This window comes from Janthinobacterium algoris (assembly GCF_051380935.1).
Classification (GTDB): Bacteria; Pseudomonadota; Gammaproteobacteria; order Burkholderiales; family Burkholderiaceae_D; genus Janthinobacterium.
The window spans coordinates 425405-440181 of record NZ_JBNYXZ010000003.1 but is presented as its reverse complement, the minus strand read 5'-3'; the positions used below and the strand labels follow the sequence as shown (position 1 = coordinate 440181).

At 62.4% G+C, this 14777-nt stretch carries 12 protein-coding genes and 3 tRNA genes; 4 read left to right on the top strand and 11 right to left on the bottom strand.

Annotated elements, in window-relative coordinates:
* From ACQ4W7_RS06985 to ACQ4W7_RS06950, 8 genes are all read right to left on the bottom strand, one after another.
* A partial coding sequence (locus tag ACQ4W7_RS06985; protein WP_436529376.1) for a GTP-binding protein occupies nt 1–273 on the bottom strand: 273 nt, incomplete at its 3' end.
* An 88-nt stretch (nt 274–361) separates the two neighbouring features.
* Nucleotides 362–436, bottom strand: a tRNA-Thr gene (locus ACQ4W7_RS06980).
* A gap of 43 nt (nt 437–479) precedes the next feature.
* A tRNA-Gly gene (locus ACQ4W7_RS06975) sits at nt 480–553 on the bottom strand.
* A gap of 70 nt (nt 554–623) precedes the next feature.
* Nucleotides 624–708: transfer RNA gene (locus ACQ4W7_RS06970), tRNA-Tyr, on the bottom strand.
* Nucleotides 709–941: 233 nt separating this feature from the next.
* Nucleotides 942–2588: a response regulator gene (locus ACQ4W7_RS06965; RefSeq protein ID WP_436529374.1), complete on the bottom strand. Its 1647-nt coding sequence runs from the start codon at nt 2586–2588 to the stop codon at nt 942–944.
* A 145-nt stretch (nt 2589–2733) separates the two neighbouring features.
* On the bottom strand, nt 2734–4329 hold the full coding sequence (locus ACQ4W7_RS06960; protein ID WP_436529372.1) for a DUF3369 domain-containing protein: 1596 nt from the start codon (nt 4327–4329) through the stop codon (nt 2734–2736).
* A 63-nt stretch (nt 4330–4392) separates the two neighbouring features.
* On the bottom strand, nt 4393–5481 hold the full coding sequence (locus ACQ4W7_RS06955) for a J domain-containing protein (protein ID WP_426073400.1): 1089 nt from the start codon (nt 5479–5481) through the stop codon (nt 4393–4395).
* A gap of 148 nt (nt 5482–5629) precedes the next feature.
* Nucleotides 5630–6781, bottom strand: a complete 1152-nt coding sequence (locus ACQ4W7_RS06950; protein ID WP_436529370.1) for a class I SAM-dependent methyltransferase — start codon at nt 6779–6781, stop codon at nt 5630–5632.
* A 99-nt stretch (nt 6782–6880) separates the two neighbouring features.
* Between ACQ4W7_RS06950 and ACQ4W7_RS06945 the strand changes: the two genes are divergently transcribed.
* Genes ACQ4W7_RS06945 through ttcA form a run of 3 tightly spaced genes read left to right on the top strand, consistent with a single transcriptional unit; the run spans nt 6881 to nt 9086 of the window.
* A complete protein-coding gene (locus ACQ4W7_RS06945; protein WP_426073402.1) occupies nt 6881–7666 on the top strand; it encodes an SDR family oxidoreductase in 786 nt (261 codons plus the stop codon).
* Nucleotides 7667–7719: 53 nt separating this feature from the next.
* Complete coding sequence (locus ACQ4W7_RS06940; protein ID WP_426073403.1) at nt 7720–8118, top strand: dihydroneopterin aldolase; 399 nt, start codon at nt 7720–7722, stop codon at nt 8116–8118.
* A gap of 5 nt (nt 8119–8123) precedes the next feature.
* The gene (ttcA, locus tag ACQ4W7_RS06935) at nt 8124–9086 is read left to right on the top strand and encodes a tRNA 2-thiocytidine(32) synthetase TtcA (protein ID WP_426073622.1); all 963 of its coding nucleotides are present in this window, start codon (nt 8124–8126) and stop codon (nt 9084–9086) included.
* Nucleotides 9087–9135: 49 nt separating this feature from the next.
* On the opposite strand, the gene ACQ4W7_RS06930 is transcribed toward ttcA, so the two are convergent.
* The gene (locus ACQ4W7_RS06930; RefSeq protein WP_436529368.1) at nt 9136–10833 is read right to left on the bottom strand and encodes a methyl-accepting chemotaxis protein; all 1698 of its coding nucleotides are present in this window, start codon (nt 10831–10833) and stop codon (nt 9136–9138) included.
* A 196-nt stretch (nt 10834–11029) separates the two neighbouring features.
* On the opposite strand from ACQ4W7_RS06930, the gene ACQ4W7_RS06925 reads away from it, so the two are divergent.
* A complete protein-coding gene (locus ACQ4W7_RS06925) occupies nt 11030–12358 on the top strand; it encodes an amidohydrolase (protein WP_436529366.1) in 1329 nt (442 codons plus the stop codon).
* A gap of 218 nt (nt 12359–12576) precedes the next feature.
* Here the strand turns inward: ACQ4W7_RS06925 and kefC are convergent, their stop codons facing one another.
* Complete coding sequence (kefC, locus tag ACQ4W7_RS06920; protein ID WP_436529364.1) at nt 12577–14400, bottom strand: glutathione-regulated potassium-efflux system protein KefC; 1824 nt, start codon at nt 14398–14400, stop codon at nt 12577–12579.
* A 140-nt stretch (nt 14401–14540) separates the two neighbouring features.
* Nucleotides 14541–14714 (bottom strand): SRPBCC family protein, encoded by a 174-nt coding sequence (locus ACQ4W7_RS06915; protein ID WP_426073407.1) that lies wholly within the window; start codon nt 14712–14714, stop codon nt 14541–14543.
* Nucleotides 14715–14777: the final 63 nt, after the last annotated feature.

Here is a 14777-nt window from a genome sequence, read left to right as displayed (position 1 = left end):
GTTTTTGATGTAATCGGCGTGGCCTGGGCAGTCAACGTGCGCGTAGTGACGCGCTGCCGTTTCGTACTCGACGTGAGCGGTGTTAATCGTGATACCGCGCGCTTTTTCTTCTGGTGCCGCATCGATCTGGTCGTATGCTTTAGCTTCGCCGCCGAATTTCTTCGACAGAACCGTTGCGATTGCAGCGGTCAGCGTGGTTTTACCGTGGTCGACGTGGCCGATGGTGCCGACGTTGACGTGCGGCTTGGTCCGTTCGAATTTACCTTTTGCCATTTTGAACTCCTAATGATTTGATTAGATTGCTCAGGCACACGCCCGACGGTCTGGTTTGAATTGCTTCTGTGCTGCCTGCTGCGAATTCTGGTGCCCTTGACGTGGATCGAACACGTGGCCTCTCCCTTACCAAGGGAGTGCTCTACCACTGAGCTACAAGGGCTGTAATTTGTTGCATGCGATGCATCAAGCATCTGAACGGAAACTGGAGCGGGTGAAGGGAATCGAACCCTCGTCGTAAGCTTGGAAGGCTTCTGCTCTACCATTGAGCTACACCCGCGAGGTATCGTTCACTTTATCTTCACTTACTTGCTATTACTTGCTACTACCCAGTTTTCCTTGCAAAAACTTGGTGGAGGGGGCTGGATTCGAACCAGCGTACTCATAGAGAACAGATTTACAGTCTGTCGCCTTTAACCACTCGGCCACCCCTCCGCGGGAACCGCAGAGTATGAAGCATCTACTCACAACTGTCAACCTTATTTACTGATGCCTGACTGCTGCATTTGCGTATAAAGAAGAAGTTGGCTGCTTCGGGGCGTGATTATAAGCTCCCGATTTGAGAATGTGCAAGGGTTGGCGCGAAAAAGTCGACTTTTTTCGCTTTTTTTTTATCGCCCCTGCTGGCAAGCCGCATTTCTCCGTCATTCACCCCGCATTTTTCCTGTTTACCGGGCGTCAGGCGGATGCATCCAGGCGTTGCCAAGGGGCTTATATTTACGCAACAACTGCTGATGCAGGCCGGACAACACGGGCAATTTGGGGTTGCGCGGATCCAGGCGGCGTACACCGGCAATAAACGTCAACGCCTGCTGCCCCATGCGTTCATCCCACCCTTCATGTTCCAGGCATTTCAGTACCGCCACGGCCGCATTGAACACCACTTGCGGATTGTCGGGCAGGCGCGTGACGGCTTCACCCATCAGATCGACGGCACCGCGGAAATCGCCTTCTCCCGCCTTGGCGGCGCCGGCCGCCACCATGTCGGCCACTTCCTGGCGGCTTTGCCGCGCCAGCGCCTTGGCCAGCTCCTCGCGCCCCGCCTGCTCGAACACGGCCATGGCGCGCGTCATGGCGGCGCTGTCGGGCGCATTGCGCATGACTTCGCGCATCACCTCGGCCGCGCCGTCTTCACGCCCATGCGCCAGGCAATGGCGCGCCAGTTCCGTCTTGAGCATGTTCGAGCCGCCCACGCTGTGGCGGTTGGCGGTCAGGGCGGCGTCGAGCGACTGCTGCAGCCGCTCCTCGTTGCCTGTATGCGCATGCAGCATGGCGCTGCACAGGGCGCTGCACAGTTCCGTATTCTTTTGCCCGCCCATCGACTTGTCGAGATCGCGGATCACAGCGCCCACCTGCAGCGGGTCGCCCTTGCGCACCAGGGTCTGCACCAGGCGCACATGGTCTTCCGGGTCGCGGAATTCCGAATACTTGGCCTTGCTGACCACCAGCTTCAGGGCTTTTTCCGCCATCTCGACATCGTCGGCCGCCAGGGCCGCCTCGCCCAGGCGGCGCAAGCGGCGCACGGCATGCGGCGACAGGGCCACCGCCTCGCTCAGGGCTGCCTGCGCCAGTGCCGGCTTGCCTTGCGCCAAATGCGTGCGCGCCAGCCAGTCATACGCGTCGAGAAAACGCTTGTTGTTTTCCAGCAGCCCTTCCAACGTGCCCTGCGCCGCTTCGTACTCGCCCAACAGGAACTGCGTCTTGGCCTGCCCCAGGCGCGCCCAGCCGATGGCCTTGGCGTCGTACAGGGCTGCGTAGATCGGCTCAGCGTCGGCCGCCTCGCCCAGCAGCAAATGCAATTCCGCGCGCAGGCGCAGGAAATCGGTGGCGTAGCGGGGATACAGGCTGGCGCCCTCGGCGCAGGCGGCAATCGCCGCGCGCTCATTGCCCACGTCGATCAACTCATACACGGGCACGAAGGCATTGCGCTTGTCCAGCGCGCGACCGATACGCTCCAACATGTTGTCAGCGGTAAATGGCTTGAGGATGTAGTCGGTGGGTAACAGTTCGACAGCGCTGACCACCTTGGCGAAGCTGCCTTCCCCCGTGACCATGAAAAACATGGTCGACGCGTGCATTAATTTGTGGTGGCGCAAGTCTTCCAGCATCTGCTGGCCATCCTGCCCGCCGTCGAGATCGTATTCGCACAAGATCAAATCATACGATTTGCTTCCCAGCATGCGGATCGCCTGGCCCGAGCTGGCCGCGTCATCGATCTTCGCCAGGCCGCACAGGTTGAGCATATTGTGCAGGCTGGCGCGCATGCCCGGATGCGGCTCGATGATCAGTGCGCTAAGGCCCTTGAGTTCTTTCATGTCGTAATGTCCGAAAACTCTGCGGCGCGCCACACTGGTGCGTGGCGCCGGCCAGCATGAGGCAGCCGAGTATATGACGGCGCCGCCCGCAAGGGAATGGTGTCGTGCCAAAAAACGCCAAGGAAGTTGGCAAGGAAGTTGCGACTCAAGCGGTGGCGCGCTCCGGATGCCACAGTTGCGGCGCGTAGTCGATCAGGTCCAGCAGCGCCGTCACCACTTCCGGATCGAACTGGCTGCCGCTGCGCTGTTCGATGTATTCGCGCACCTGCGGATACGGCCACGGCTCCTTGTAGGGCCGCTCGTGCAGCAAAGCATCGAAGACGTCGACCACGGCAACGATGCGCGCAGCCACGGGAATGGCGCGCCCCTTGATGCCATTCGGATAGCCGGCGCCATCGAAATGCTCGTGGTGGCCGCCGGCGATTTGCGCACCATACGTGAGGTAGCTATCGCCGTCGACCATGTTGGCAGCCCGCTCGAGGATGGTGCGCCCGACGCTGGCATGCAGCTGCATCTGCGTCCGCTCCTCGTCGGTATGCTTGCCCGGTTTCAGCAGCACGGCGTCCGGCGTGGCCACCTTGCCCACGTCGTGCAAGATGCTGGCCAGGCCGATCATGTCGAGCAGTTGCGGCGTGAGCTCGTCCGGGTACACGCCGCGCTGCTGCATGCGCCGGGCGATGGCGTCAGACAATTGCTGCACGCGCCGCACATGGCCGCCCGTGTTGCTGTCGCGGAATTCGGCCAGGTCGGCCAGCGCCACCACGGTCGCTTCCTGCGCCTTGCGCAACTGGCCGAACATGTACAGGTTGTCAAAGGCGGCGGCGATGCGTTGGCAAAACACTTCCAGCAAATCGCGCTGGATCTGCGCCAGCGGCCACGGCGGCGTGACGGAGATGGCCAGCTCGCGGTCGCCTTCCGTGTGGATGAACAGCACATTGGCCGGATGCTCGAACTGGCTGCGCTTTTCAGCAAACGCCTTGGCGATCGTAGGGGTGAGCGCATGGTCGGCCGGCAGGGCTTCCGACTCGGCCAACATGGCATAGCTGCCCGTGGCGGCGACCACCTCGGGCCGCCCGGCGCCACCCTGCATCAGACACAGCACGCCGTCGGCACCCACGTCGAGGATGGCGCTGACCTGGTTCAGCACGCCGGAAGCGAATTCGCGCAGCGAATGGATCTGGTACAGATTGGTGGCGCCGGCGAGTATCTTGCCCAGGCCGATGCGACTGCGCTCGAGCATCATCAGGCTCTCGTAGGCACGCAGGGCCGAGATGACGGTGGTAAACAGCTTTTGCGTCGTCAGTTCCGTCTTGGCCTTGTAATCGTTGATGTCGTATTCGATGATGACGCGCTGCTCGGGCGCCTGGCCCGGCTGGCCCGTGCGCAGCACGACGCGCACGATGGAGTTGTTCAGGTCGGCGCGGATGCGCTTGGCCAGGATCAGGCCTGCGTCATCCGTTTCCATCACCACGTCGAGCAGCACCAGCGCGATATCGGGCGTGTCGCGCAGGATGTCATACGCTTCGCGGCCGCTGTAGGCGGAAAACAGTTCTAGTTCGCGTCCCTTGAAACTGACATTGCGCAGCGCCAGCCGCGTGACCGCATGCACATCCACATCATCATCGACGATCAAGACACGCCACAGGCGCTGGTCGGGCGCGGCCAGCCCGGCAGGACTGGCCACCGGCTCATCCTCGTCGAGCAGCCAGTTATCATCTGCATCGGCTTTGAGGTCGGTCATGAATACTCCTAATGGATAAGTTCGATGTGGACGCTACGTTGAGGCATAGCAAGCATAATCAGATTAGATGCTGCTTACAACAGGATTCTGCGTACCGCCTTCGCCAGCGGCCGGCGCTGGCACCGATGCACCGCCGCGCGTGGTTCCGCCACAATTGTCCTGGCCCGGCCCGACTGCCTGGTAGCGCACTTCATACTTGCCTGCGCTGAGCTGTTCCACCAGCAGCTTGTCGTTAGCGAGGATATACAGGTAGCGCACGTTCGAGCGCCGCTCCGTGTCATACAGTTTGACGAACACGGGCGCGGCATTATTGCTGTTGTCGATGCTGACGGCCAGCTCCTCACCCTTGTTACTGATCGGAAATCCATCGACATAGCCGGAATGCACTGGCCAGGGTTCGCCGTTCGGCGCCACCAGCGATGCGGATTCTGCCTTGCCTGCGCCATCGCAGGCAGGCTGGATGGCTTTCAGACTCAGCTGGGAAACGGCCAGCACACGGATCTCGGGCGTCTTCGCTTCATGGGGTTCCGGTGCATATGGCTTGCCCACCGCCCAACTGTCGACTGCCACGGTCTCGTCTTTCGATGGCGGCGGCGCGGCAGTGGCCGCTGACGTGGCCGCTTCTGCATGGAGTTTGGCGCCATCGCGGGCCAGCCCGCTCCAGGCCGATGCCAGTGCAGCCGGCACGGGCTGGGAGGTATCGAGCATCAGCAAGGCGCCCAGCCAGCCCAGCAACAGGCAGACAAACAGGCTCAGCCACCAGCGCCAGTTGCGCCAGACGGGCTGCAGGCCGCGCCGCGGCTGGCCCTTTGGTGGCGGCACGTCCTGCGCCCAGGCGTGTTCATGCGATTGGGCATGGCCTTTCGCGCGGCCATCGCGGCTCTTGCCCTCTTCCTGGTGGGTGCTTTCCAGCCATTCGATTTCCCACTCCTCGGCAGCGATCCACTCGTCGTGTTCCCTGCGACGTTGTGGATCGGACAAGGTGCCATAGGCACTGTTGAGGATCGCCATGATGCGGGCGGCCTTTTCGTCGCCGGGATTCTTGTCCGGGTGGTATTTCTGGCTGAGGGCTTTGTACGCGGCACGTATGACTTCCTGCGGCGCCAGGCGCGCCACTTTCAGGTTGTCATAGTGTGTATGTATCTTTCCCATCGTTCTATCTTGAAATCGGTGCGCGGCGACGGGTTCTTGCAGGATGGAACCGTGCTGTGTCGGTCATCATAAACGATATGACAAGATAATAACCACCGGCGGACAGGAAATTGCAGGGCGAGACTGCCCTGCCTTGATATTGCAGTGCTTACAAGCGATGACTGCGGTCAGCGGACAACAGGGCTTCCGGCAACTCCACGCGGTGCCCCACCGCCAGCACCTTGAACAATTCCCCCATCTCGGCCGGCGACACCAGCTTTTGCACGGCGCTGGCCTGCGGCAAGTACGTTTTGACCTGCTCCGGATCGGTGCGCAGCAGCAAGTCGCCGATGCCAGCGCCCAGCAGGAAGGACGCCTGGCTCATGTACGCGAGCACATCGAGACCCGCATCCTGCGCCGCCACCGCCATGGCCGTGAAGTCGACGTGGGCCGTGATGTCTTGCAAGCCGGGCAGATAAAACGGCTCCGCATGGGCGTGGTGGCGGTAATGGCACATCAGGGTGCCCGTGGCGCGCAAGTCCAGGTAATACTCATGCGCCGGGAAGCCATAATCGAACAGCACGGCCGCGCCACCCTTGCCATTGGTCAGCATGCGCGCCAGCGAGCGCATGAAGCCGCAGGCGACGCCGTGGATTTCGCTGACATAACCGACCGGCAAGGCATCGGCCTCGGGCACCTGGGCGGCGATCTGCGCGGCCACGTCGGCGCCGGCCAGGCGCTCGACAAACACGAACTGGCCATCGGCAATGCTGACATCGAGTTCGCACCAGCCGGCGGGCGTCTTGCTGATCAGGTTGACGGGCATGGCGTCCAGCACTTCATTGCCGAACACGGCGCCTTCGAAACTGTCGGGAAAGCCGTCGAGCCACACAACTTGCGGGAAGCTGGCCAGCGCCAGCTCCTGGCGCGCGCGCAATTCGCCGGACAATTCGACGATCGCATACTGTTCGACAGGGATGCCGGCGCTGGCCGCTTCCGTCAGGATATCGCAGGCCAGCTTGCCCGTGCCGGCGCCGAATTCGAGGATGCGCGGGGCCGTTTGCGCCATAATAGCGGCTGCCACATGGGCCAGCGTGGCGCCGAACAGGGGCGAAATCTCCGGCGCGGTTGTAAAATCGCCATCTTTGCCCAGCTTCGCGGCGCCGCCGCTGTAATAGCCGAGGTCAGGCGCATACAGCGCCAGCTCCATGAAGCGGACAAAGGGAATGGCGCCGTCATTGCGCGCGATTTCGGCGGCAATCTGGTGCTGCAAGGCATGGGACGCGGCCAGCGCGTCGCTATCGGGTGCGGGAAGAGACATTCCCGCATTGTAGCGAATCGGCGGGCCACGGCGCCAGTGTCGGCTATGAAGGCCATGGTGGCCAGGCGCACTTCACACTCAAGCACAGTAAATAAAGACATGACTCCAGCATCGACACTGCCACACAGCACTCACCGAGTCGCCCTCGTCACGGGCGCGGCGCGCCGCATCGGCCGCGCCATCGCGCTGGGCCTGGCGCGCGACGGCTGGGATATCGCCGTGCACTACCGCAACTCGCACGAGGAAGCGCTCAGCCTGGTGGCGGAAATCGCTGCGCTGGGCCGCCGCGCGCAAGCGTTCCCCTGCGACCTGGCGCGGGAAGACGCCGTGCGCCAGCTGTTGCCGCAAGCACAGGCGGCGCTGGGACCGGTCACTTGCGTGGTCAACAACGCCTCGTTGTTTGAATACGACAATGCCGGCGATTTTTCCGTCGCCGCGCTCGACGCCCACATGCACACCAACCTGGCCGCCCCCATCCTGCTGGCGCAAGCCTTGTACCAGGCCACCCCAAGCGGCGGGCAAGCCGTGGTCATCAACTTGCTGGATCAAAAACTGTACAATCTCAATCCTGATTTTTTATCGTACACCCTGTCCAAGGCGGCGCTGCTGTCGGCGACTACCATGCTGGCCCAGGCGCTGGCGCCGAAAGTGCGCGTGGTGGGCATCGCCCCCGGCATCACCATGGTTTCCGGCGAGCAGACGGAAGCGAACTTTGCCAAGGCGCATGAAAACACGCCGCTGGGACGCTCCAGCACGCCCGAGGATGTGGCCGACTGCGTCTGTTACGTGGCCGGCGCGCGCGCGCTGACGGGCACGACCCTGCTGGTCGATGGCGGTCAGCATTTGATCGGCTTGCCGCGCGACGTCATGTTTTTGACCAAATAATCAGTAGCCATACCAAACAACCAGCATTCCAGCATCCCCTAAAAGGTAAAACTATGTCGTCCGCCCTGTCCCACCCTCGCCTGGCCGATTGCCGCCGCCTGTTCCTGCGCAATTACGAAGTCCTCATCAACATCGGTGTCTATGACTTCGAGAAAAAGGGCGAGCAGCGCGTCCTCATCAACGTCGACCTGTACATTCCCCTGGCCCTGTCGACGCCGAAGGATGACCAGCTGGACGAGGTGGTCGATTACGACTTCATGCGCGAAACCATCGCCAAACGCATGGCGCAAGGCCACGTACAGCTGCAGGAAAGCCTGGTCGACGACGTGCTCGCTGCCATGCTGGCGCACCCGCGCGTGCGCGCCGCGCGCGTGTCGAGCATGAAACCGGACGTGTATCCCGACTGCGAAGGCGTGGGCGTGGAAGTATTCAAGATCAAGGATGAAGCATGAGCAACATGAACAACAACGCAGTGATGGAAACGACGACAACGGCCGTGGAATTCCCGGCCAACGTGGAAGCGCAGAAACTGGCGCGCAAGAAGGCGGAAAAGATCGCCCTGGAAAACAACAAGCTGCACAAGCGCTTGTGCCGCCTGGTGGGGCAAGCCATCGGCGATTTTAATATGATTGAAGACGGCGACAAGGTGATGGTGTGCCTGTCCGGCGGCAAGGATAGCTACGCGCTGCTGGACATCCTGATGACCTTGCGCGAACGCGCACCGATACACTTCGATATCGTCGCCGTCAACCTGGACCAGAAGCAGCCGAACTTCCCGCCGGAAATCCTGCCCGCCTACCTGACGGAACTGGGCGTGGCCTTCCACATCGAAAACCAGGATACCTACAGCATCGTCAAGCGCCTGATCCCGGAAGGCAAGACGACTTGCTCGCTGTGCTCGCGCCTGCGCCGCGGCATCCTGTACCGCGTGGCCGACGAGCTGGGCGCCAACAAGATTGCCCTGGGCCACCACCGCGATGACATCCTGGAAACGTTCTTCCTGAATATGTTCTTCGGCGGCAAACTGAAAGGCATGCCAGCCAAGTTGCAATCGGACGACGGCAAGCACATCGTCATCCGCCCGATGGCCTATGTGAAGGAAGAAGACACGCAGCGCTATGCGGAAGTCAAAGGCTTCCCCATCATTCCATGCGACCTGTGCGGTTCGCAGGAAAACCTGCAGCGCAAGCAGATCAAGGGCCTGATGCGCGAATGGGACAAGAAATTCCCCGGCCGCGTGGAAAGCATCTTCTCGTCCCTGTCAAACGTGGCGCCATCGCATTTGATGGACCCGAAACTGTTCGGCTTCAAAGATTTGAAGGCCGATGGCATGGCCAACCCCATGGGCGACATCGCCTTCGATGAAGAGCCGTGCTCGACGCCGACGACGTTCGGTACCATCGCGCTGCAGCAAGGCTGACATTGAGGCACGGCGCCATCATGGCGATGGCGCCATCGCCTGTCCTAATTTAAAACGCTTCCCAGTCGTCGCCGGCCAGCGCTTTCGCGGGCGCAGGTGGCTTCGCCTTGACGGCTATGCTGCGCGCTGCAACACGCGGCGCCGGCGCAGGGCGCGCCACTGCTGGCTGTGGTGCCGGGCGGCGCAGCAAGCCTGGCTGTTCACGCAACTTGAATACGCTGACCACTTGCGCCAGGCCGTGCGCCTGCTCTTGCAGCGAACCGGCGGCCGCTGCCGCCTCTTCCACCAGCGCCGCATTTTGCTGGGTCACCTGGTCCATCTGCGTGATGGCCTGGTTGACTTGCTCGATGCCGTGCGTCTGCTCCTGGCTGGCACTGGAAATCTCGCCGATGATATCGGTCACGCGCTTGACGCTGGAGACCACTTCATCCATCGTCGCGCCAGCCTGGTCGACCAACTTGGCGCCCATGCCCACCTTGCTGACGGAATCGTCGATCAAGCCCTTGATTTCCTTGGCCGCTGCTGCCGAACGCTGCGCCAGGTTGCGCACTTCGCCCGCCACGACCGCGAAACCGCGCCCCTGCTCGCCGGCCCGCGCCGCTTCCACCGCCGCATTGAGCGCCAGGATATTCGTCTGGAAGGCGATACCGTCGATGACGCTGATGATGTCGACGATCTTGCGCGACGACTCGTTGATCGAGCCCATGGTCGCCACCACTTCGGCCACCACCGAGCCGCCGCGGCTGGCGATGCCGGCCGCCGTGATCGCCAACTGGTTGGCCTGGCGCGCATTGTCGGCATTCTGCTTGACGGTGCTGGTCAGTTCCTCCATCGACGAGGCCGTTTCTTCCAGCGAACCGGACTGCTGTTCCGTGCGCGATGACAGGTCCAGGTTGCCGGCGGCGATTTCCGACGATGCCGTGGCAATGCTGTCCGTGCCGCTGCGCACCTGGCTGACGATGCTGACCAGGTTGTTGTTCATATTGCCCAGGGCCGTGAGCAGCGCCCCCATTTCATCCTTCGCCGTCGTGACGACGGTCTGCGTCAGGTCGCCGGCGGCCACCGTTTCGGCCAGCGCCAACGCCTGGCGCAGCGGACGCGTGATGCCCGTCGTCAGCAGCCACGAGCACAATACGCCGAACGCTACCGCAAACAGGGTCAGCAGGCTGATGACGGTAGTGTCATGCACGGCGGAGGCATCGATCTGCTTGGCAGTCGCATCGATGCTTTCGCGCTGCAAGGTCACCAGTTCCTGCAGCAAATCCTGGTAAACCTGGGCGGCCGGCGTGAACGCACTGTCGAGGATTTTCGCCGCGCCTTCCACGTCGCCATCGGCCTTGGCCTTGACGGCGCCGTCGCGCGAGGCGCTGTATACCTTGCGCTGCTCAAGGATCTTGGCGAACAGGGCTTTTTCCTTGTCGCCCGCGACCAGCGGCTCGATCTGCTTGAGCAATTCGGCCGCCTTCTTCACCGAGGCGGCCGAGTCTTCCTTGAAATACGGTCCCAGCGCCGGGTCGCTGCTCTTGACGATGGCGGCCGTGCGGCGGATCGAGGCAAAGTTCAAGCCATACCAGTCGGTAATCAGGCGTTCCTTGGTCAGAGGTTCGGCCATCATGGCGCGCGTCGACGTCGCCACCTCATTCAGGCGCCACACGCCCACAGTAGCGATCAAAACGGTCATTGCCAGGATCAGGACAAAGCCGATGCTCAGGCGCTTGCCGATCTTGATATTTGCGATAAAGCCCATGGTGTCTTTTCTCTAAGTAAGTGCATCGAAGATATATTTAATTCCATATGGAATTTAATATATTGCAGATTATACATTATTGAAATATATGTAGCTGATTTATTGATTTTGGGAAATGTTTCTGTTAAGTTAAAAATCTCCTCTGCAACTACAGGCGCGCCGTGCGTATCCGCCCGTCTGTCTCTCAAAGAAATCTATGAAATTTTCTGCATTGCCCCTGAAACAAATTACCCTCGCCGCCACCCTCGTCTGTGCCAGCAGCGCCCAGGGCGCAGCCCTGCCGCCCGCCATCGCGGCCCAGCTCGCGGCCAACTACCCGGCCGTCGAAAGCCTGTACCTGGATTTGCACCGCCACCCGGAGCTGGCGTTCCAGGAAGTTCAAACGGCAAAGAAGCTGGCCGACAAGGTCAAGGCGCTCGGTTTTGACGTGACCACCGGCGTCGGCGGCACGGGCGTTGTCGCCATCCTGCGCAACGGCCCCGGCCCCGTCGTCATGCTGCGCACGGAAATCGACGCTCTGCCCGTGCTGGAAAAAACCGGCCTGCCGTTTGCCAGCAGCGCGGTCGCCAAGAACGCGGCCGGCGAAAGCGTGCCCGTGATGCATGCCTGCGGCCACGATGTGCACATGTCGGCCTGGTATGGCAGCGCCAAGCTGATGGCCGACAACCGCCAGCAATGGAGCGGCACCTTGATGCTGGTGGGTCAGCCGGCCGAGGAACCGCTGCTGGGCGCGGCCGCCATGTTGAAGGACGGCCTGTTTACGCGCTTCCCGAAACCGGACTACGCGCTGTCCTTCCACGATGAAGCCACGCTGCCATCGGGCACCGTCGGCTACCATGCCGGCTACTTCCGCGCCGCCGCCGACACCATCAGCATCACCGTGTATGGCCAGGGTGGCCACGGCGCCGCACCGCACGACACGCGCGACCCCGTCGTGATGGCCGCGCGCATCGTGCTGGCACTGCAAACGCTGGTCTCGCGCGAAAACAATCCGATGGACCCCGTTGTCATCACGGTAGGCAGCATCCATGGCGGCACGCAGGCCAACATCGTGCCCGACCAGGTCACCATGCAACTGACAGTGCGTACCTTCAAGGATGCCGTGCGCAAGCGCGTGCTGGCCAGCATCGCGCGCGAAGTCAAGGGCGAGGCGTTTGCCGCCGGTGCGCCGAAAGAGCCGCTGCTGGAGATTCGCCCCGGCACCGACGCCGTCTACAACGACCCGGAACTGACCCAGCGCATGGTGTCTACCCTGCAAAAATCGCTGGGCGCGGCCAACGTGACGGAAATGCCGGCCAAGATGACGTCGGAAGACTTCGCCAACTACGGCCAGGCCGGCGTGAAGGCGGTGCTGCTGCATATCGGCGCGGTGGAGCCAGGCAAGCTGGCGGCCGCCAAGGCCAGCGGCAAACCGCTGGCCGGCCCGCACTCGCCGCAATGGGCGCCCGAGTACCAGCCGACCATCAAGGCGGCGATCACGGCAGAAACGTCGATCCTGCTCGACTTGCTGGGCAAGAAACAGTAAGCAGGCAGCTGCATCCGGGGGAGCTTCCTCTCCCGGTTCGTCTCCCATTCCCGTCAGGTTGGTCGGATAGCCACTTCGTGTAAATGCCAGCTATCTGCCGCAAAACAATACCAGGCGATGGTGGCGCGCATGAACGCCATCATGGACCAGATCGAGGCGATCGAAAGCCGCCGGGGGAAATAAAACCCCAGGCAAAGGCCGGGGACTCGGCGTCCCCGTCAGACCCGAGGCTCTGCCCCCGGAGTTTCCGCTTCCGCCGCCGCAAACGCGGCCGCATCGCTCTCGAACATGTCTTCCAGCTCCTCGCGCGCCTGGCGCGTGAGCGACATGACTTTTTGCTGGTCCTGGAAGTGCGGCGCCACTTCCAGCAGGGTTTTGAGGTTATGCCGGCCAAAGATGCCGGCGGCGCGCTGCGCGCGCTCCGCGCTGTAGCCCACCTGCAGCAAGGTCTGCTCGCCCAGCAGCAGCGCCGCGGCGAAGGTCTCGCGCTCGATCAGGGTCACGCCGCGCTTCATCAATTCATAGTAATGCGTGACATTGCGCGCGCGCGCCAATATCGTCAGTTCGGGCAGGCGCAGGCGCACGGCGTCGACCAGGGCCAGGCTGTCGTCCACATTGTCGATGGCGATCACCAGCGCCTTCGCCTTCTCGATGCCCGCCGCCACCAGCAGGTCCACGCGCGTGGCATCGCCATAAAACACCTTGAAGCCGAACTTGCGCAGCAGCTCGATCTGGTCCGGGTCGTGGTCGAGCACCGTCACGCCGATCTTGTTGGCTGCCAGCAGGCGGCCGATGATCTGGCCGAAGCGGCCAAAGCCGGCGATAACGATGGGGTTGTCCTGCGCCTCGATATGGTCGTCGGGGCGGCGCTTCTTTTCGCCTTGCAGGCGCGGCGCGACGAATTTATCGTGCAACAGCAGCAGCAAGGGCGTAGCCACCATCGACAGGGTCACCACCACGACCAGCAGCGCGGCCGTCTGCGGCGCAAAGACATGCGCCGCCTCGGCGGCGGCAAACACGACGAAGGCGAATTCGCCCCCTTGCGACAGCAGCAACGCGAAGAACAGCTGCTGGCCGCGGGGAATGTCGACAAACTTCGACAGCCCATACAGCAAGGCGATCTTGACCGCCAACAGACCGGCCACCAGCGCCAGTATCAGCAGCGGCTGGGCGCGCAGCACGCCGAAATCGACGGACATGCCCACGGCGATGAAGAACAGACCCAAGAGCAGCCCCTTGAACGGTTCCAGGTCGCTGATCAACTCATGCCGGTATTCGGAATCGGCCAGCAGCACGCCCGCCATGAAGGTTCCCAGCGCCATCGACAAGCCCACCGATTCCATCAGCACGCAAATGGCGATTACCAGCAGCAGAGCAAAGGCCGTAAAGATTTCGCGCAAGTCCGTCTTGGCGATGAAGCGCAGGATGGGGTTCACCAGAAAGCGCCCGCCGATCACCAGCGCCGCCAGCACGGCGGCCAGCTTGGCCACGCGCAGCCAACCCGGCTCACCGCTATGCGTGACCAACCCGCCCAGCAGCGGCACCAGCGCGATCATGGGAATGGCGGCGATATCCTGGAATAGCAAAATCGAAAAGCCGGCGGAACCGGCCGGCGTGCTCATCAGTTTTCGTTCACCCAGGGTGGCCAGCACGATGGCCGTCGATGACAGCGATAGCCCCAGCGCGCCCACCAGCGCCGTGCGCCAGTCCACGCCAAAGGCCATGGCCACGGCGTACAGCCCCGCGCTGACGACGCCCACCTGCGCCCCGCCCCAGCCGAAAATGGGGCGGCGCAACAGCCACAATCGTTTGGGTTCGAGCTCCAGGCCGATCAGGAACAACAGCAGCACCACGCCGAATTCGGAAAAGCTGAGGATCACCTCGACATTCTTGATCAGGCCCAGGCCCCAGGGGCCGATGACGACGCCAGCCACCAGGTAGCCCAGCACGGCGCCCATGCCCAGGCGCTTGGCCAGCGGCACCATGATGATGGCGGCCACCAGGTAAAACAGTATGTTGATGAGAAAGCTGTGGTGTTCCATGCGGATTCAGGGCAGATATGTGGATGAAACGACATCATGCCTGAAGTGACGCACCAGCATGAATTTGCTGCCGCGCCAGGCCGGCTATTTACGCGCGGCCACCCGCAGCCGCAGCGCGTCGAACATTTTTCGGGATGCTGTCACGGCTCATGCTGTCGACGATCCAGCGAGGCGCCGCCGCCCGCTGCCGTCACCTTGATCTTGTCCACGTTGGGCATGAATTGCGGATAGCCGGCGAAATCCTGGATGGCCGCGCAGACGGTGGCCACGCTGGCCGGCATGCTGGTCGTGGCGGCAAAGGTCTTGCCGGGCATGCCAGCTTTGCTGACATCGCGCAAATCCAGCGCAGGCGTGTGGTCAGCGGATAACAAGCGGAA

Excerpts from the sequence above, each read along its gene's own strand:
- ACQ4W7_RS06960 (WP_436529372.1), bottom strand. The coding sequence starts at position 4,329 with ATGACCGACCTCAAAGCCGATGCAGATGATAACTGGCTGCTCGACGAG.
- ttcA (WP_426073622.1), top strand. The coding sequence starts at position 8,124 with ATGAACAACAACGCAGTGATGGAAACGACGACAACGGCCGTGGAATTC.
- kefC (WP_436529364.1), bottom strand. The coding sequence starts at position 14,400 with ATGGAACACCACAGCTTTCTCATCAACATACTGTTTTACCTGGTGGCC.
- ACQ4W7_RS06915 (WP_426073407.1), bottom strand. The coding sequence starts at position 14,714 with ATGCCCGGCAAGACCTTTGCCGCCACGACCAGCATGCCGGCCAGCGTG.
- ACQ4W7_RS06955 (WP_426073400.1), bottom strand. The coding sequence starts at position 5,481 with ATGGGAAAGATACATACACACTATGACAACCTGAAAGTGGCGCGCCTG.
- ACQ4W7_RS06945 (WP_426073402.1), top strand. The coding sequence starts at position 6,881 with ATGACTCCAGCATCGACACTGCCACACAGCACTCACCGAGTCGCCCTC.
- ACQ4W7_RS06930 (WP_436529368.1), bottom strand. The coding sequence starts at position 10,833 with ATGGGCTTTATCGCAAATATCAAGATCGGCAAGCGCCTGAGCATCGGC.
- ACQ4W7_RS06925 (WP_436529366.1), top strand. The coding sequence starts at position 11,030 with ATGAAATTTTCTGCATTGCCCCTGAAACAAATTACCCTCGCCGCCACC.
- ACQ4W7_RS06950 (WP_436529370.1), bottom strand. The coding sequence starts at position 6,781 with ATGTCTCTTCCCGCACCCGATAGCGACGCGCTGGCCGCGTCCCATGCC.
- ACQ4W7_RS06965 (WP_436529374.1), bottom strand. The coding sequence starts at position 2,588 with ATGAAAGAACTCAAGGGCCTTAGCGCACTGATCATCGAGCCGCATCCG.
- ACQ4W7_RS06940 (WP_426073403.1), top strand. The coding sequence starts at position 7,720 with ATGTCGTCCGCCCTGTCCCACCCTCGCCTGGCCGATTGCCGCCGCCTG.